The organism is Streptomyces sp. NBC_00663 (assembly GCF_036226885.1).
Lineage (GTDB): Bacteria > Actinomycetota > Actinomycetes > Streptomycetales > Streptomycetaceae > Streptomyces.
In genome coordinates, this window is the sequence record NZ_CP109027.1 from 5473136 (window position 1) to 5490675 (window position 17540).

At 71.6% G+C, this 17540-nt stretch carries 16 protein-coding genes; 10 read left to right on the forward strand and 6 right to left on the reverse strand.

The window, feature by feature from the left end; all coding sequences use genetic code 11:
* Window positions 1-81 precede the first annotated feature (81 nt).
* Window positions 82-279, reverse strand: coding sequence for a hypothetical protein (locus OG866_RS24960; protein ID WP_329337963.1), 198 nt, complete (start codon window positions 277-279; stop codon window positions 82-84).
* Between the two features lie 231 nt (window positions 280-510).
* Window positions 511-3468, reverse strand: a complete 2958-nt coding sequence (locus OG866_RS24965) for an AfsR/SARP family transcriptional regulator (protein ID WP_329337965.1) — start codon at window positions 3466-3468, stop codon at window positions 511-513.
* Between the two features lie 252 nt (window positions 3469-3720).
* On the opposite strand from OG866_RS24965, the gene OG866_RS24970 reads away from it, so the two are divergent.
* From OG866_RS24970 to OG866_RS24995, 6 genes are all read left to right on the forward strand, one after another.
* Window positions 3721-4953 carry an amidohydrolase family protein gene (locus OG866_RS24970; protein WP_329337967.1) on the forward strand — a complete coding sequence of 411 codons (1233 nt, stop codon included), beginning with the start codon at window positions 3721-3723 and terminating at the stop codon, window positions 4951-4953.
* A complete protein-coding gene (locus tag OG866_RS24975; protein ID WP_329344281.1) occupies window positions 4953-5867 on the forward strand; it encodes a TIGR03619 family F420-dependent LLM class oxidoreductase in 915 nt (304 codons plus the stop codon). Before OG866_RS24970 ends, OG866_RS24975 begins: the two co-directional genes overlap by 1 nt.
* An 11-nt stretch (window positions 5868-5878) precedes the next feature.
* Complete coding sequence (locus OG866_RS24980; protein ID WP_329337968.1) at window positions 5879-6649, forward strand: SDR family NAD(P)-dependent oxidoreductase; 771 nt, start codon at window positions 5879-5881, stop codon at window positions 6647-6649.
* Window positions 6650-6747: 98 nt separating this feature from the next.
* Window positions 6748-7866, forward strand: a complete 1119-nt coding sequence (locus OG866_RS24985; protein ID WP_329337970.1) for an LLM class flavin-dependent oxidoreductase — start codon at window positions 6748-6750, stop codon at window positions 7864-7866.
* A 95-nt stretch (window positions 7867-7961) separates the two neighbouring features.
* Window positions 7962-9686, forward strand: a complete 1725-nt coding sequence (locus OG866_RS24990) for an N-acyl-D-amino-acid deacylase family protein (protein WP_329337971.1) — start codon at window positions 7962-7964, stop codon at window positions 9684-9686.
* Window positions 9683-11128: an aldehyde dehydrogenase family protein gene (locus tag OG866_RS24995; RefSeq protein WP_329337973.1), complete on the forward strand. Its 1446-nt coding sequence runs from the start codon at window positions 9683-9685 to the stop codon at window positions 11126-11128. The genes OG866_RS24990 and OG866_RS24995 overlap by 4 nt, the downstream gene beginning before the upstream one ends.
* A 25-nt stretch (window positions 11129-11153) precedes the next feature.
* Here OG866_RS24995 and OG866_RS25000 read toward each other — a convergent pair whose 3' ends face one another.
* Window positions 11154-11732, reverse strand: coding sequence for a TetR/AcrR family transcriptional regulator (locus OG866_RS25000; protein ID WP_329337975.1), 579 nt, complete (start codon window positions 11730-11732; stop codon window positions 11154-11156).
* A gap of 124 nt (window positions 11733-11856) precedes the next feature.
* On the opposite strand from OG866_RS25000, the gene OG866_RS25005 reads away from it, so the two are divergent.
* Window positions 11857-12303, forward strand: coding sequence for a DUF1772 domain-containing protein (locus tag OG866_RS25005; RefSeq protein ID WP_329337976.1), 447 nt, complete (start codon window positions 11857-11859; stop codon window positions 12301-12303).
* 45 nt (window positions 12304-12348) lie between these two features.
* Entirely contained in the window at window positions 12349-12783 is a 435-nt protein-coding gene (locus OG866_RS25010) for a DUF4267 domain-containing protein (protein WP_329337978.1), read from the forward strand.
* Window positions 12784-12795: 12 nt separating this feature from the next.
* Here OG866_RS25010 and OG866_RS25015 read toward each other — a convergent pair whose 3' ends face one another.
* Window positions 12796-13188: a nitroreductase/quinone reductase family protein gene (locus tag OG866_RS25015; protein WP_329337980.1), complete on the reverse strand. Its 393-nt coding sequence runs from the start codon at window positions 13186-13188 to the stop codon at window positions 12796-12798.
* 37 nt (window positions 13189-13225) lie between these two features.
* Between OG866_RS25015 and OG866_RS25020 the strand changes: the two genes are divergently transcribed.
* On the forward strand, window positions 13226-14056 hold the full coding sequence (locus tag OG866_RS25020; RefSeq protein ID WP_329337982.1) for an endonuclease/exonuclease/phosphatase family protein: 831 nt from the start codon (window positions 13226-13228) through the stop codon (window positions 14054-14056).
* Between the two features lie 32 nt (window positions 14057-14088).
* Here OG866_RS25020 and OG866_RS25025 read toward each other — a convergent pair whose 3' ends face one another.
* Entirely contained in the window at window positions 14089-14952 is an 864-nt protein-coding gene (locus tag OG866_RS25025) for a hypothetical protein (RefSeq protein WP_329337984.1), read from the reverse strand.
* Window positions 14953-14997: 45 nt separating this feature from the next.
* Window positions 14998-16500: a CehA/McbA family metallohydrolase gene (locus OG866_RS25030; protein ID WP_329337986.1), complete on the reverse strand. Its 1503-nt coding sequence runs from the start codon at window positions 16498-16500 to the stop codon at window positions 14998-15000.
* Between the two features lie 131 nt (window positions 16501-16631).
* Between OG866_RS25030 and OG866_RS25035 the strand changes: the two genes are divergently transcribed.
* Entirely contained in the window at window positions 16632-17465 is an 834-nt protein-coding gene (locus OG866_RS25035; RefSeq protein ID WP_329337988.1) for an LLM class F420-dependent oxidoreductase, read from the forward strand.
* Window positions 17466-17540: the final 75 nt, after the last annotated feature.

The following is a 17540-nucleotide window of genomic DNA, read 5'->3' on the forward strand; positions in this document are numbered from 1 at the left end:
CGCCTGGACATGCATCGGCCGCGGCGGCTCCCCCTCCGCGCCGCCGCGGCCGATCCCCGTGTGGGAAAAGGTTCGTGTGGGTCAGGCCGGGTTGTCCGTGGCGTGGACGTTGTCCGTGGTGGCCTCGCCCGTGTCGCCGCTCAGCTTGAGCGGGTCGCTCGTGGCGTGCACGTTCTTGATGGTGACGGGCTCCGTGGTGGCGTGGACGTTGTCGGTCGTCGCGTCGCCGGTCGGCTCGTCCGTGGCGTGCACGTTGTCCGTGCCGGTCTCGTCGCTCATGTCGCTGGCTCCCCTGACAGTGTGGTGCGATGGATGGGCTGGGTCCGCCCGGCGACTCCCCCGAGTGTTTCCGGGCGGACCCAGCTGGGCCGGTTCACCTTAGAGGCCCGGCCCGTTGTCGCTCCGTCTGCCCCCCGACGCGACGGCTCGACACAGTTGAGAGTGCCGGGCGGCGATAAACGAATGATGAACGTGCGTTCTCGCCGGTCAGGGCGGTCCGGCTCGGCTGACTCAGGCAACCGCCCTCGGGTGCAGCAGGCTTCGGGCCTCTTCCGCCTCCGCCGAGCCCAACGCCTCGAAGATCTCCAGGGCTTCACGCCAGCACACCTGGGCCCGGCCGAGCTGCCCGATCCCGGCGAGGGCCCGGCCGAGCACCGTCAGCACGTTGCCGTGCCGCCACTCGCCGCCGATGCCGCGCAGCAGACTCAGTGCCGTCTCCGCGTGTGCCGCGGCCTGAGCCGGCCGCCGGGCCGCCAGGTCGAGCTCGGCGAGCCGGAACAGCGCCATGCCCTCCCAGAGGCGCTGCCGGCTGTCGCGGAACACCTGAAGGGCCTGCTGGAGGCACTCGGTCGCCTCGGTCAGCCTGCCGCTCTGGGTGAGGGCGAGGCCCAGGGCGTACCGGCCGTTGGCGCCCTTGAAGGCGTGGTCCATGTCGTCGTACATCGCCGTGCCCTGCTGCGCCAGCTCGACCGCGCTCTCCGTCCGCCCGGTGGCCAGATGGATGCGCGACAGGTTGCACAGGGCGCTCGCCTCGCCGGGACGGTCGCCGAGGGCGCGGAAGCTCTCGATGGCATGGGTGAAGTACGCCATGCCCTCAACGTTCCGGTTCTGGTAGAGCGCGATCACACCGCCGATGTTGGCGGCCCAGCAGCCCGTGAGCGGGTCCTCGGCCTCACGGGCCAGTTCGGAGGCGCGCTCCGCCTCCTGGGAGGCGATGTCGAACCTGCTGTCGGAGTGCTGGTGGACAAAGGCGAGCGCCACCGAGGCCCGTGCCTCGGTCCGTGTGTCGGCGGATTCCTGGGCGACCTCCCGCAGCAGCGCCGCGACCGCCTCGTACTCCTTGGAGTTGGCCCCCGACTCCGCCAGGTCGACGGCCGCCCACAGGACGTCGACGGCGCGACGCAGGGTGTCCGGCCGTGCGGACTGCCGTACGCAGGCGAGCAGGGGCACCGCCTCCGCGTACAGCCAGTCCTGCGCCGCATGCCGGTCCGAGAACGTCAGCCCCGGATAGCCCGCCGGCTCCAGGTGGTCCACCAGCCGGTCCCCGGGGCGCTCGATCAGGTAGACCCCGCCGACCGTCGCCAGATAGAAGTCCAGCAGCCGCGAGAGCGCCGCCCCCCGCTCCTCCGGCGGCCACTCGTCCCGTTCGGCGCACGCACGCGCGTAGAGCCGCACCAGGTCATGGAACCGGTACCGGCCGGGAGCCGCCGACTCCAGCAGGGACGTGTCGACCAGGGACTCGAGTACGTCCTCGGTGTCCTCGACGCCCAGGTTCAGCATCGCCGCCGCGGCGGCGAGGGAGATGTCCGGGCCGTCCGCCAGGCCCAGCAGCCGGAACGCGCGGGCCTGGGCGGGCTCCAGGGCCCCGTAGCCGAGCTCGAAGGTCGCCTTCACGGCGAGGTCGCCGGCCTGGAGCTCGTCCAGCCTGCGGCGTTCGTCCGCGAGCTTCGCCGCCAGCACCGACACCGTCCAGGTGCGGCGGGCCGCCAGCCGCGACGCGGCGATGCGGATCGCGAGGGGCAGGAAGCCGCACGCCGCGACCACGTCCAGCGCCGCCTCCCGTTCCGAGGCCACGCGTTCCTCGCCGACGATCCGTATGAACAGCTGGAGCGCCTCGTCGGGGGACATCACGTCCAGGTCGACCAGATGGGCGCCGGCGAGGTCCACCATCCGCACACGGGACGTCACCAGCGCAGCGCAGCCCTCCGTGCCGGGGAGCAGGGGGCGGACCTGTGCCGCGTCCCGCGCGTTGTCCAGCAGGACCAGCACCCGTCTGCCGTCCAGGACCGAGCGGTACAGCGCCGCACGCTCCTCCAGGGAGTCGGGGATCGCCGAGTCCGCGGTGCCCAACGCCCGCAGGAACGCGCCCAGTACCGTCTCCGGTTCCGCGGCACGCTGGCCCGCGCCCTGGAGGTCGACGTACAACTGGCCGTCGGGGAAGGCGGAACGGGCCTGGTGGGCGACGTGCACCGCCAGGGTCGTCTTGCCCACGCCCCCGATGCCGGCCAGCGCCGACACCGCCATCACCCGGCCCTCGGAGGACGCGAGGACGTCGCCCAGTTCGGCGACGAAGGAGGCCCGCCCGGTGAAGTCGGGGACGGTCGCCGGGAGTTGCGCCGGGCGGACCGGGGCGGCGGCGGGCTCCGCCTTCGGGGAGGACGGTTCCGCGAGGCCCGGGTCGGCCTGGAGGATGCGCTGCTGGAGCTCCTTCAGTCCGGGCCGCGGGTCCACGCCCAGTTCGTCGGCGAGCAGGCGCCGCGTGTCCGCGTACACGGCGAGGGCCTCCGCCTGGCGGCCGCTGCGGTACAGCGCCAGCATCAGCAGCTCGCGCAGGCGTTCACGGAGCGGGTGCGCCGCGGTCAGTGCCGTGAGTTCCGAGACCGCCTCGGCGTGGCAGCCCTGCTCCAGGTCCATGTCGAGGCGCGTCTCGAGGAGTTGCAGCCGCCACTCCTCAAGGCGGACGCGCTGCGAGGACGCGTACGGGCCCGGTACGCCCGCCAGCACCTCGCCGTCCCACAGGGCCAGGGCGCGGCCCAGCACCTCGCGGGCGTGGCACAGATCCCCGGCGGCCCGCGCCTTCTCCGCCTCCGCCGCCCACTCCTGGGCCACGGTGACGTCCAGCGCGCCCTCGCCGAGCGAGCGGATCGCGTAGCCGCCCGCGTCACTGGCCAGGACGCCGGGGTCGAGGACCTTGCGCAGCCGGGACGCGTACGTCCGGACCGCGGCGAGGGCCTGCGACGGGGGCTCCTCGCCCCACAGGGCGTCGATCAGCTCGGCCGCGGTGGCCGTCCGGCCCTCCCTCAGCAGCAGGGCCGCGAGCAGGGCCCGTTGCTGCGGGGAGCCCATGGCCAAGGGCTCGTCGCCGCGCCAGGCGCGCACCGGTCCGAGCACGCTGAAGCGCAGCGGCAGCATGGGCTCCGTCGCGGAGCCGGGGCGCCGCTGCTCAGGCACCCGCGGTACACCGTCCATCGCCGTCCCCTCAGACACAGTGAGCAACCCGGTCAGACACAGTGAGCAACCTCGCCAGACACAGTGGGCAACCCCGCCAGTTTGCCTTGTTCATGGCAGATGCGTCAGCTGTGGAGAGAGTGATCACAGGTAGGCGCGCGGTAAATCACAAGCCCCTCACGCTCCCTCCGCACAATTCCGCGCACAAACCATCATGACCGGGCACCGTCACCGCAGCTGACGGGTCGTCAGATCGGCGCTACCGTGGCTCACATGGAGACCACCCCGGAATTTCCGAAGATCATCTCCGTCGACGATCACACGGTGGAGCCCGCCGACGTCTGGCAGAACCGGCTTCCGAAGAAGTACCTGGACGTCGGTCCCCGCATCGTCCGCGCCCCGCTGAGGGAAATGACCTTCCTGGGCGGCCGGTTCAAGCCCGTCATGGGCCGCCGGGGTGAGGAGGGCCCGCTCGGCGACTGGTGGGTCTACGAGGATCTCCACCGCCCCCTCACCCGCCTCGACACCGCCGTCGGCTACAGCAGGGACGAGATCAAGCTGGAGGTCATCACCTACGAGCAGATGCGGCCGGGGTCGTACGACGTCCCGTCCCGCCTCGCCGACATGGACGTCAACCACGTCCAGTCCGCCCTCTGCTTCCCCACCTTCCCGCGCTTTTGCGGCCAGACCTTCACCGAGGCCAAGGACCACGAGCTGGGGCTGCTGTGCGTCCAGGCCTACAACGACTGGACGGTGGAGGAGTGGTGCGGACCCCAGGCCCACGGCCGTCTCGTACCGCTCACCCTCATCCCCCTCTGGGACGCCGAGCTGGCCGCCGCGGAGGTCCGCCGGATGGCCGCGCGGGGCGTCCGTGCCGTCGCCTTCTCCGAGATACCCCCGCACCTCGGTCTGCCGTCCATCCACACCGACGCCTGGGACCCCTTCCTCGCCGCCTGCGACGAGACCGGCACGGTCATCGCCATGCACATCGGCTCCTCCAGCCGGATGCCGTCCACCTCCGCCGACGCCCCGCCCGCCGTCGGCTCCACCATCACCTTCGCCAACTGCTGCTTCTCGATGGTCGACTGGCTGATGAGCGGTGCGTTCGAGCGCTTCCCGAACCTCAGGGTCATGTACGCGGAGGGCCAGATCGGCTGGATCCCGTACATCCTCGAACGCGCCGACGTGGTCTGGGAGGAGAACCGCGGCTGGGGCGGGGTCGCCGACAAGGTCCACCGCCCGCCCTCCGAACTCTTCGCCGAGCACGTCTACGGCTGCTTCTTCGACGACGCCTTCGGCCTCCGGAACCTGGATGCCATCGGCGTCGGCAACGTCCTCTACGAGACCGACTACCCGCACTCCGACTCCACCTGGCCCAAGTCGAGGGAGGTGGGCGAGGCCCAGATGGGTCACCTCGCCCCTGACGTGGTCGAGCGGATCGTCCGGGGCAACGCCATCGAACTGCTCGGGCTGACCCCCGACGGACTCTGGGGCGGTCCCCGGTGATCGAGTACGGCATTCAGCTCCCCGTCCAGTCCCAAAGCACGATCTACACCGAGCCCTGGGAGACCGCCGCCGGCCCGGACGACCTGGTCGCCGTGGCCCGCGCCGCCGAACGCGCCGGTTTCGCCTACATCGCGAGCTGCGACCACGTCGCCGTCCCGCGCCGCCTCGCCCCCGCGATGAGCACGGTCTGGTACGACCCCGTCGCCACCCTCGCCTACCTGGCCGCCGCGACCGAGGACATCCGGCTGCTGAGCCATGTCGCCGTCGTGGGGCTGCGCCACCCCCTCCTCACCGCCAAGCAGTACGCCACCCTCGACCACCTCTCCGGCGGCCGGCTGATCCTCGGGGTCGGGGCCGGGCATGTGGCGGAGGAGTTCGAGGCGCTGGGGCTCGACTTCCGGCAGCGCGGCGCCCTGCTCGACGAGTGCATGGACGCACTGCGGGCCGCGCTCGGCCCCGAGGAGTTCCCCGAACACCACGGCAAGTTCTACGACTTCCAGGGCCTGGGCCAGCGCCCCCGCCCCGCCCAGCCGCGCGTCCCCCTGTGGGTCGGCGGCTCCTCGCCCGCCGCCGTCCGCCGGGCCGCGCTCAAGGGCGACGGCTGGCTGCCGCAGGGCGACCCGAGGGACCGGCTGCCCGCGCAGATCGCCGAACTGACCCGGATCCGCGAGGAGGCGGGCATCGGGGAACCGCTGACCGTCGGCGCCCTCACCGAGCCCCTCCACATCGGCCGGCCCGCCTGGGACGTCGGCCGCCGCACCCTCACCGGCAGCCCCGAGGAACTCGCCGAGTCCCTGCGCGCCTACCGCGCGATGGGCGTCCACCAGATCCAGGTGCGGTTCCGCTGCCGCGACCGCGCCGAACTCACCGACCAGATCGAGGCGTTCGGCGCCGACATCGCCCCCGACCTCTGAGGAGACCCCGCATGGGCAAGCTGGACGGACGCGTCGTCATCGTCACCGGCGCGGCACGCGGACAGGGGGAGCAGGAGGCACGGCTGTTCCGGGCGGAGGGGGCGGAGGTCGTCGTCGCCGATGTGCTGGACGAGCAGGGAGAGGCGCTCGCCGAGGAGATCGGGGCGCGGTACGTCCATCTCGACGTCGGCGAGGAGGAGCAGTGGCGGTCCGCGGTGAGCGCGGTCAAGAACGCCTTCGGCCGCGTCGACGGCCTCGTCAACAACGCCGGCATCCTGCGCTTCAACACCCTCGTCGACACACCCCTCGACGAGTTCATGCAGGTCGTACGGGTCAACCAGGTCGGCTGCTTTCTCGGGATCAGAACCGTCGCACCGGTGATGGAGGACGGCGGCACCATCGTCAACACCGCCTCCTACACGGGGGTGACCGGCATGGCGGCCGTCGGCGGCTACGCCGCCACCAAGCACGCCGTCCTCGGCCTCACCCGGGTCGCCGCCCTGGAACTCGCCGACCGGCGCATCCGTGTCAACGCCCTGTGCCCCGGCGCCATCGACACCGCGATGTCCAACCCGGCCCAGCTTGACCCGGGGGCCGACGCGGAGGGGATGAGCCGGGCCCTGGACGAGCTGTACCGCAAGCTCGTGCCGCTCGGGCGGATCGGGCGCCCGGAGGAGGTGGCACGGCTCGCGCTGTTCCTGACGTGCGACGACTCGTCGTACATCACCGGGCAGCCGTTCGTGATCGACGGGGGGTGGCTGGCGGGGGTCAGTGTCGTCTGACCATCGTCTGACTGGCCGTCAGGTATTGACCTTTCTGACGGTACGTCAGAAAGTCGTAGGACTCAGCAGCCTCACCTGACGTGGAAGGGTGAACCGCCGTGGAATTCGGGCTCTTTGTACAGGGATACGTGGGCAAACGCGCCGAGACCGACCCGCTCGCCGAGCACAAGGCGCTGATGGAGGAGACCGAGTACGTCATCCAGGCGGACAGGTCGGGCTTCAAGTACGCCTGGGCCTCCGAACACCACTTCCTGGAGGAGTACTCGCATCTGTCGGCGAATGACGTCTTCCTCGGGTACTTGGCCCACGCGACGGAACGGATCCATCTCGGCTCCGGCATCTTCAACCCCCTCGCCCAGGTCAACCACCCCGTGAAGGTCGCCGAGAAGGTCGCCATGCTCGACCATCTCTCCGAGGGGCGCTTCGAGTTCGGGTCGGGCCGCGGGGCCGGCTCGCACGAGATCCTCGGCTTCCTGCCCGGCATCACCGACATGAACTACACCAAGGAGATCTGGGAGGAGACCATCGCCGAGTTCCCCAAGATGTGGCTCCAGGACGAGTACGTCGGCTTCCAGGGCAAGCACTGGCAGCTGCCGCCGCGCAAGATCCTGCCGAAGCCGTACGGGAAGTCGCACCCGGCGATGTGGTACGCGGCCGGGTCGCCGCCGTCGTACGCGATGGCCGCGAAGAAGGGGCTCGGGGTGCTGGGGTTCAGCATCCAGAAGGTCTCCGACATGGAGTGGGTCCTTGAGCAGTACAAGAACTCCGTCGTGAACGCCGAGCCGGTCGGGGACTTCGTCAACGACAACGTGATGGTGACGACGACGGCGATCTGCGCGCCCACGCACGACGAGGCGATCTCCATCGCCGTGAACGGCGGGCTGCACTATCTGCCCTCGCTGGTCTTCCGCTACCACGACACGTTCCCGCGGCCCGAGGGCTTCCCGGTGTGGCCGGAGACGCTGCCCGAGTACACCGCGGAGTTCGTGGAGCTGCTGATCGAGGAGGAGCTGCTGATCTGCGGCGATCCGGCGGAGGTGCGGACGCAGTGCAAGCGGTGGGAGCAGGCCGGGGCGGATCAGTTGAGCTTCGGCTTGCCTGTGGGGGTGCCGAAGGAGGAGACGTTGCAGACGATCCGGCTGATCGGGGAGCACGTGATTCCGGAGATCGACACGGATCCGGTGCATCGGACGTCCCGGTTCCGGGCGGCTGCTTGAGCGCCGTTGCGGGGTGCGGGTGTGTGGGGGCTGGTCGCGCAGTTCCCCGCGCCCCTGGGTGGATCACCGGACCGTACGCCTAGGAGGCAACCGGCATGTTCGATCACGTCATCAAGGGCGCCACCGTGGTGGACGGCACCGGGGCGCCCGGCCACACCGCCGACGTCGGCATCCGTGACGGGCGTATCGCCGCGATCGGAGAAGAGATCACCGGCGAAGCCGCCACCACCGAGGACGCCACCGGGCTCGTCCTCGCGCCCGGGTTCGTCGACCCGCACACCCACTACGACGCCCAGCTCTTCTGGGATCCGTACGCCACGCCCTCCCTCAATCACGGTGTGACGACGGTCGCCGCCGGGAACTGTGGGTTCACGCTGGCCCCGTTGAGGGCGGGGGACGCGGACTACACCCGGCGGATGATGTCCAAGGTCGAGGGCATGTCGTTGGTCGCTCTCGAAGAAGGGGCGCCCTGGAGCTGGGAGTCGTTCGGGGAGTATCTCGACGCGCTCGAAGGGCGGATCGCGGTCAACGCCGGGTTCATGGTGGGGCATTGCGCGCTGCGGCGGTATGTCATGGGGCCGGACGCGGTGGGCGGGCAGCCGACCGATGAGCAACTCGCCGCCATGCTCCGGCTCTTCCACCAGGCCATGGACGCCGGCGCCTGGGGCCTGTCCACCACCCAGTCGAGCACGCACTCCGACGGCGACGGGAAGCCCGTCGCCTCCCGGCACGCGCTGCCCGCCGAACTCGTCGCCCTCGCCAAGGCCGTCGGCGAGCACGAGGGCACGCAGATCGAGGCCATCGTCGCCGGGTGCCTCGACCAGTTCAGCGACGCCGAGATCGATCTGTTCGTGGAGATGAGCGCGAGCGCCGGACGGCCGCTCAACTGGAACGTGCTCACCATCGACGCCACCGTCCCCGAACGCGTCCCGCGGCAGCTGTTCGCGAGCGAGCAGGCGCGCAAGGCGGGCGGCCGGATCGTGGCCCTCACCATGCCGATCCTCACGCCGATGAACATGTCGCTGGGCACCTTCTGCGCGCTCAACCTCATCCCCGGCTGGGGACCGATCCTCGGCCTGCCCGTCCCCGAGCGGATCGAGAGACTCCGCGACGCGGACGTACGGGCCGGGATGCTGGAGCGCGCCCGGTCCAAGGAGGCGGGCGTCTTCCGGCGGCTGGCCGACTTCGGGCGGTACGTCATCGGCGACACGTACAGCGAGGCGAACCGCGGGCTCGGCGGGCGGGTGGTCCGGGACATCGCGGCGGAGCGGGGGCAGGACCCCTTCCACTGCCTGGTCGAGATCTGCGCCGCCGATGAGTTGCGTACGGTCCTGTGGCCCATGCCCACCGACAACGACCCCGCCTCCTGGGCGCTGCGCGCCGAGACCTGGCGGCACGAGGACGTGCTGCTGGGCGGCTCGGACGCGGGGGCCCATCTGGACCGGATGTGCGGGGCGCCGTACACCACCCGGTTCATCGGCGACTGTCTGCGCGGACGCAGGCTCGCGACGCTGGAGCAGGCGGTGAAGATGCTGACCGACGATCCGGCTCAGCTGTTCGGACTCAGGCAGCGCGGCCGGATCGAGGAGGGCTTCCATGCGGACCTCGTGCTCTTCGACCCGGAGCGCATCGCCGCGGGCACGGCCACCCTGGTGCACGACCTGCCGGGTGACAGTCCGCGGCTGGACTCCAGGGCGATCGGGATCCGGGCCGTGTGGGTCAACGGGGTCGAGGCGATCCGGGACGACGTGGTGAGCGGGGCGGTGCCCGGGAAGGTGCTGCGGTCCGGGCGGGACACCCGGACGGTGAGCACCCGGTGAGCGAGCGGCTGTTCATCGGGGGCGAGTGGACCGAGCCGGAGGGCGGCCATTACGCGGTCGTCGACCCGGCGACCGAGGAGCCCGTCGGGTGGGCGCCGGAGGCCTCGCGGGATCAGGTGCACGCGGCGTGTGCCGCGGCCCGCGAGGCCTTCGGGCCGTGGTCGCGTACGTCGGCCGAGGAGCGGGCGGCGATCCTGGGCCGGGCGGCCGACGTCATCGCCGACCGCTTCGGCCCGTACGCCGAACTCGCCCAGGCGGAGACCGGCGCGACGACCGGCACCGCGCGGGCCATGCAGGTCGGGGTGGGCGTGGCCCGCTTCCGCCGGTACGCGCGCGTGGAGAGCGCCGAGTGGGCGATCCCGCCGCAGATCAACGAGGCCGGGCCGATGGGGAGGGCCGGGGTGATGGGCGCGCTGGCCGTCCGCCAGCCCGTCGGGGTGGTCACCTGCATCACCTCGTACAACAACCCGTGGGCCAACCCGGCCGGCAAGATCGCCCCCGCCCTGGCGATGGGCAACACGGTCGTGGTGAAACCGGCCCCGCAGGACCCCCTGTCGGTCTACCGGATGGCGGAGGCGCTGGAGACGGCCGGGGTGCCCAGGGGGGTGCTCAATGTGGTCTCCGGCCGCTCGGCCGAGGTCGGCGAGGCGGCCGTGGACTCCCCGGACGTCGACATGGTCAGCTTCACCGGCTCGACGGCGGTCGGACAGCGCATCGCCGAGGTGTGCGGGCGCGGGATGAAACGGCAGCTGATGGAGCTGGGCGGAAAGGGCGCGGCGGTCGTCCTCGACGACGCGGACGTCGGATCGGCGGTGGCCGGTATCGGGACCACCTTCTCCTTCTACAGTGGCCAGATCTGCACCGCACCGACCCGGGTCCTGGCCCAACGGGGGGTGTACGACCGCCTGGTGGCCGGTCTGGCGGCGTACGCGGCACGCCTCAAGGTCGGCGACCCACGCGACCCGGCCACGGTCGTGGGCCCGGTGATCTCGGCGGCCCATCGCGAACGGGTCGAGTCCTACGTGGAGTTGGGTCGCAAGGAGGGCGCGACGCTGGTGACAGGCGGCGAACGCCCGCCACTGGACCGGGGTTTCCACGTCACCCCCACCCTCCTCGCGGACTGCACGCCCACGATGCGCGTCGCCCGCGAGGAGATCTTCGGCCCGGTCGTCTCCGTCATCCCCTTCGACGACGAGGAGCAGGGCATCGCCCTCGCCAACGACTCCGAGTACGGCCTCATCGACTACGTCTGGTCCGGCGACATCGCCCGAGCCTTCCGCGTGGCCCGGCGGCTGCGGGCGGGCGGGGTCGGCGTGAACACGGTCGGGCGCAACATGGAGGCGCCGTTCGGCGGGTTCAAGAAGAGCGGTGTCGGACGGGACGTGGGCTCGTACGCCCTGCACGCGTACAGCGAGGTGCAGGCGATCGTCTGGCCCGGGTGAGGCCGGACCGGCTCGGGGCCACCGTTCAGAGCACGGCGAGCCGGTCGACCAGCAGTTTCACCCTCTGCTCGGTTTCCTCCGGTGGCAGCCTTCGTGTGCGGGTCAGGGTCGCGATGCCGTGCAGGGACGCCCAGAACAGTTCCGTGAACAGCCCGGGTTCCACGCCGTCCCCGGCGACCTGGGCGAGAGTCTCCAACAGTGCGGCGAAGGCGTCCTTCAGCGGCTCGGGGGTGTCCTCCTGCGCGTACGGCAGGCCGCCGTCGAGCTGGAACAGGGCGTCGTAGACCGCCGGGTTGCGCTCGGCGAAGTCTAGGTAGCCGCGGGCGAGGGCGGTGACCCGCGCGCGCGGGCCGTCCGCGGCGGCCGTCGCGGCCCGTAGCGCGACGGCCAGCTCGGTGGCGCCCTGGAGGGCGACGGCACCGATGATCTCCCGCTTGCCCCGGAAGTGGCTGTAGAGGACGGGCTGGCTGTACTCGATGCGCTCGGCGAGCCTGCGGGTGGTGACCGCGTCCCAGCCCTGCTGCTCGGCGAGTTCACGGGCTGTGGCCACGATGAGGCGCTCCCGCTCCGCCCGTTCGCGCTGCTTGCGTTCCTGTACCGACATGACTGGATCCTAGCATCGCTAGACAATCGAGCGGCAGTAGGTCTAGCGTTGCCTCAACAGCTAGCGGCGCTAGATTCGCCCAGCGCCCAGCGCCCAGCGTCCGGCATTTCAACAGGGGGTCGTCATGCTCAGCACACTCGAGGTCGTCACAGTCGTGGTCGTCGGTGTGATGGTGGGGGTGGAGTTCGCCGTCGCCTTCGTCATGAACCCGATACTCAACGCCCTCCCGGAGGACAGCGGCCAGCAGGGCCACGCTCACGGGGGCCGGATGCTCGGCGCGGTGATGCCGGTCTGGTACATCGGCTCGCTCGCCCTCGTCGCGCTCTGGGCCGTCGCCGGACGGCACCACGACGGCACCGGTCTCGTGGTGACCGCCGGCGCGCTGCTGGTCCTCAGCGTGGTGATGTCGATCCTGCTGCTGGTCCCGATCAACAACCGGAACAAGACGTGGACCGCCGAGAACCGGCCCGCCGACTGGAAGCAGCAGCTGAACCGCTGGCTGCGCTGGCACTACGTCCGCGTGGCCGTCATCGTCACGGCCTTCGCCCTGCTGGCCGCCGCCCTCGTCTGAGCCCGCCCCGGCCCGTCCCTGACTCGTCAGAACAAGGAGAAGACAGTGTCGCTGAAGAAGATCAACACCGTTCTGTCCGCCGCCTTCATCCTCTTCATCCTCTGGTTCGGTACGGGGTTCATCCTGGACCCGGAGACGTCGGTGCAGGGCTTCGGCCTGCCGCACCCAGCGACCGGCGACGGAGGCGGCTTCCTGGTCGTCAAGGGAATCCGCGACGTCGTCCTGGCCCTGGTCCTGGGCGTCCTGCTGGTGACGGGTCACCGCCGGGCACTGGGCTGGGCGCTGCTGGTGGAGTCCCTCGCCGCGTACGGCGACATGGCCACCGTGCTCGGCCACCACGGCTCCGTGGCCACCGCGCTGGGCGTCCACTGCCTGACCGCGACCGTGATGGCGGGCAACGGCCTGCTGATCCTGCGCGAGACCCGCAAGGCCGCGGCCACCGCCGCTCCGACGGCGAGGCCCGTTCCGCAGCCGGTCTGACGCCGACGCGGGTCAGTCGGTCAGATCGACCCGCACCGTCAGCAGCCCCGCCCCCATGGCCCGTACCCCCACACTGTTCACCCGGGGCAGACCGCGCAGCCGGGCGACCGGGTCGTCGTCGGGGAGCAGATGGGCGACACCGGTGTGCCAGCGCCCGCGCAGCCGCACCCGCACCCGCGGATCGGCCTTGATGTTGCGGACGTACTGCGACCGCTCCCCGAACTCCGAGACCAGCCAGAAGGAATCACCGACCCGCCGCCCGCCGAGCGGGGTGCGGCGGGGGAGTCCGGAGGTGCGGCCGGTGGTCTCCAGGAGGGTCTGGGTCGGCAGCCGGCGCATGACGGCGTTGAGCCTGCGCTGAAAGGCGGAGACGGCTCGATACTTGCGTTCGTTGTGACGGGGCATGGTTACCAAGTCTGCTGTAGGGGCTGGTGAGGTGATCGTGCGGGTCGTGACGTGGAACCTGTGGTGGCGGTTCGGCCCGTGGGCCGAGCGGCAGAAGGCGATTCTCGCCGTCCTGCGCGACCTGCGCCCGGACGTGGTCGGTCTACAGGAGGTGTGGGCGGACCGCCGCACCGGCGAGAACCTCGCGGAATGGCTGGCCGCCGAACTGGACCTGCACTGCGCCTGGGCGGCGTCCCCCGCCCCCGAACGCTGGCGGCGCCGCATATCCGACGACTCCGTGGACATCGGCAACGCGGTGCTGAGCCGCTGGCCGGTGACGGACCAGGCGGTGCTGCGCCTGCCCGCCCCGCCGGACCTGGACGACGGCCGACTGGCCCTGTACGCCCGCCTCGACGCGCCGGGCGCCCCCGTCCCCTTCTTCACCACCCACCTCACCTCCCCCCTCCACGCCTCGGCGACCCGCCGCCAACAGGTCACGTCCCTGGCGGAGTTCGTGGCCGCGCATCGCGACAGCACCCCCCACCCGCCCATCGTCACCGGCGACTTCAACGCCTGGCCCGACTCCGACGAGATCCGCCTCTTCGGCGGCACCCGCACCTCCCCGGCCGTCCCCGGTCAGGTGTTCTTCGACGCCTGGGAGTACGCCGCCCAGGGCACCCCCGGAGCGACCTGGACCCCGGAGAACCCCTACGTCCACCCCGGCCTCGGCCCGGGCGTCCGCGTCGACTACATCCACGTGGGCGCACCGGCGGGCCCGGACGGCGAGGGCACGGTACGGGGCGTACGGCGGGCCGGGCACGGGCCGGTGGACGGGGTGTGGCCGTCCGATCACGCGGCGGTCGTCGCGGACTTGCAGGGCGCGGAGTAGCGCGGCGGGAAGGACGGGGCGGCGCGCGCACGTCACTGCGTGAAGAGCGACGCCGGATGGCGGGGGTTCGCCGAGCAGACGTACAGGCCCGCGTGCCCGCCCCGCCCGACCGTCATCCCCGTCGGCTCACGCGCCGCCCGGCCCGCTTCCGACCGGGGGTCCAAGTGCCGTTCCTCCAGCGGGCGGAAGCGATCATCGGCATCCATGTCGTACTCGTACGTGTCCAGTTGGAGGAACAGCTCCAGCGGCGCCCGGCACCGCCCGCACTCCATCGTCCCCGGCAGGTCCGTCACACCCCAGCGCATGCTGCCGCCGAGCTTGCAGCCGGGGATCGTCGAGACGTCGTCGTACAGCCCCCGTTCCTCCAGCCAGGCCTCGTGGCGGCCCGCGAGTCCTGGGGGGAGTTCCTCGTGCCAGGGGTACTCCGTCAGCCGCTCGGGGTGCAGTACGCACGCCCTCGGGACCATGTCCTCGTCCTCGCCGGGGTCCGGCCGGCCGCCGGGCGGGCCGGCCACGTCGTCCGCCCGGCGCCAGACGAGGACACACGCCTGACCCCACCCCTCCGGATGCGGCTGGTCGTGCCAGTCCGTGCACCACAGCACCTGCACCAGGTCCGTACCGTCCGGGAAGCGCAGCTCCGGAAAGTCCGCCGCCGTCAGCTGGGCCACCGCGACCAGCGGGTAGGGGCCCAACTGCCGTCCGTTCACGTCCCGGTGCTCCCCGCACGACGGCCACGGCTCGGCGGCCGGCCACCACAGCGGGCCGCCGATGTGACTGTCCCGGGCCCCCGGCACACCCCGGCGCGGGTGCAGCCGTACCGTCGTGCGGGCGTACGGCGCGAGCTCCGGGATGTCACGGGCGGGGTCGTGAGAGGCGGGGCCGGTGGTGAGGATCATGCCGGCGACCCTAGGTCCTCCTCGCCCCAGACCTCCTCCCCCTCCTCACCTGCCCAGGAAGATCGGGTTCGTGAGGGCCGCCAACGCCCCCGGCAGCGGACCCGCCGCCGTCTCGTGCCGCACCTCGGCGCGGACGTACGCCGCGTAGGCCGGAGTCGTCCGCCACTCCACCACCCCGGAGCCGGTCACCGGCAGTGCCGCGCCGGTGAACAGCACCCCCTGGTCGGTGACGAACCGGACGGTGCAGCGCGGTGCGCCCGTGACGTCGAGGCGGACGGTCACCGGGGTGTCCGCCGCCGCCTTCAACCGGCCGCCGATGCCCGCGTGTTCGCCCTTGCCGCCGACGGCGGTGAAGTCCAGCGAGATCCGCGAGGACTCGGCGATGTACGACCGCCCCGCCCGGATGCCCTCCTGGATCGCCTCCCGGGTGAGGTCGTCGGCCAGGACGACGGTCTGCGGCGAGCCGACCACGTCCGGATCCCGGTGCGCGTCACTGCTGCCCATCGCGGGAAGCCACGCACGCCCCTCCCGCGTGGAGGCGACCAGCACGCTGTCCCAGTCCGCCAGCGCCACCTCGTCGTCGGGCGTGTAGGGCCCGTTCCAGACCTCCACCGCGTCCGCCTCGCCGAAGCCGAACCGCCATCCGCACCCCACGCAGGTGGCGTGCGGATGGGCCGGTACGACCAGGCCCCCCGCCCTGCGGACACGGCGGGCGAAACGGCCGAAGCGGTTGTCGCGGGCCCGGTAGCGCCAGTCGATGAAGGTGCCGGGGTCCGTGCCGAGGGCGACCACATGGCCGTTCCTCGTCGTGATCTCCTCACCCAGCATCACCAGCAGGTCGTCACCCGCCACGTCCGCCCAATGGGCGTGCGCGGAATGGGTGTTGTGCTCGGAGGTGTTGATGAAGTCCAGCCCCGCGGCACGGGCCAGCGCCCCGATCTCGGCGGGGGTGCGGCGGCCGTCGGAGTGCCAGGAGTGGAGGTGGCAGTCGCCGCGGTACCAGGCCCGGCCCCGCCCCTTCGCGCGCTGCGGCGGATAGACGGGCTCGACGACCTCACCGGGCTCGCCGTACGTCAGCGTGATCGTGATCTCGTACGACAGGCCCTGCGGCGCCACCGTGTACGGCCCCAGCGCGATCGACCAGGTGCCTTCGCGCACCGGGCCCGGGATGTACCCCGGCGTCGCGTCGTCGGCCCGGATGAAGAACTCGGTCCTGGCCCCTCCCGACCAGCCCCGGAAGCCCTCGCCGCCCAGTTCGGTGCCCCGTTCGTCGAAGACGCCGATGTCCAGGGCGTTGCCGGCGGTGCCCGTCGGGACGGCCGGGCGGTCGTAGGTGTAGGCGACCTTGAGCTCCCGTACGCCGGACGGGACCTCGACCGGCACGTACACGAAATCGGGGGACCCGGTGGGCAGCGTGCCCCGGATCGTCCGCGTCTCCTGCTCGCCGTCCGCCGCTGAAGCGAAGGTCACGCTTCCCAACGTAAGTGCGGCGGCGGCTCCCGTCACGACGAGTGTGCGTCTTTTGATGTCGTGCTCGTCATCACACATGCGCTCCACTCTCGGGTACGACCGTGAACTCCCGTGGAAGAAAAGGGAATCAGCGGCGGCCGGGCGCTTTCGCCGTCGATGCCGACCAGTCGGTATCGACATCTCTCATCCGGCGCGGTAGAGATGCGGTCATGCGTATCTCCGCCACGATCTTCCTCACCGACGAGACCATCACCCCGACCCGGCTCGCCCGTGAGCTGGAGCAGCGGGGCTTCGCCGGCCTCTATCTCCCCGAGCACACCCACATCCCGGTGGAGCGGACCACCCCGTACCCGGCGGGCGGCGACCTCCCGCCCGAGTACGGCCGCACCCTCGACCCCTTCGTCGCCCTCGGCCAGGCGGCGGCCGTCACCGAGACGCTGGGCCTCGGCACCGGCATCACGCTCGTCGCCCAGCACGACCCGATCGACCTCGCGAAGCAGATCGCCACGGTCGACCATCTGTCCGGTGGCCGCCTCACCCTCGGCCTCGGCTTCGGCTGGAACGTGGAAGAGGCCGCCGACCACGGAGTGGACTGGCGTACCCGGCGCGAGCTGGTGCGGGACCGGATGGCGCTGATGCGGGCGCTGTGGTCGGAGGAACCGACCGCCTACAAGGGGGAGTTCGGCAGCGTCCGCGCCAGCCATGCCCACCCCAAGCCCATTCGAGGCCACCTCGGTCCCCGCACCCTCATCGGCGGCGCGGCCGGCCCGAAGCTCTTCACCCACATCTGCGAGTACGCCGACGGCTGGATGCCGATCGGCGGACGGGGCCTGACGGAGACGCTGCCGGTGTTGCGCACGGCATGGGAGGAGGCGGGCCGCGAGCCGGGCGCGCTACAGGTCGTCCCGTACGCGGTGTTCCCCTCACCCGGCAAGCTCGCGCACTACGAGGAGCTGGGTATCGAGGAGATCGTTGTCCAGCTGCCCCCGGCGGGGGAGACGGAGGTGCTGCGGACGTTGGATGAATACGCCGGGCACCTGTAACCCCCCAGGGGCGCGGGGAACTGCGCGACCAGCCCCCACGCACCCGCACCCGGCAAAACCCCACAGCACCCCTGA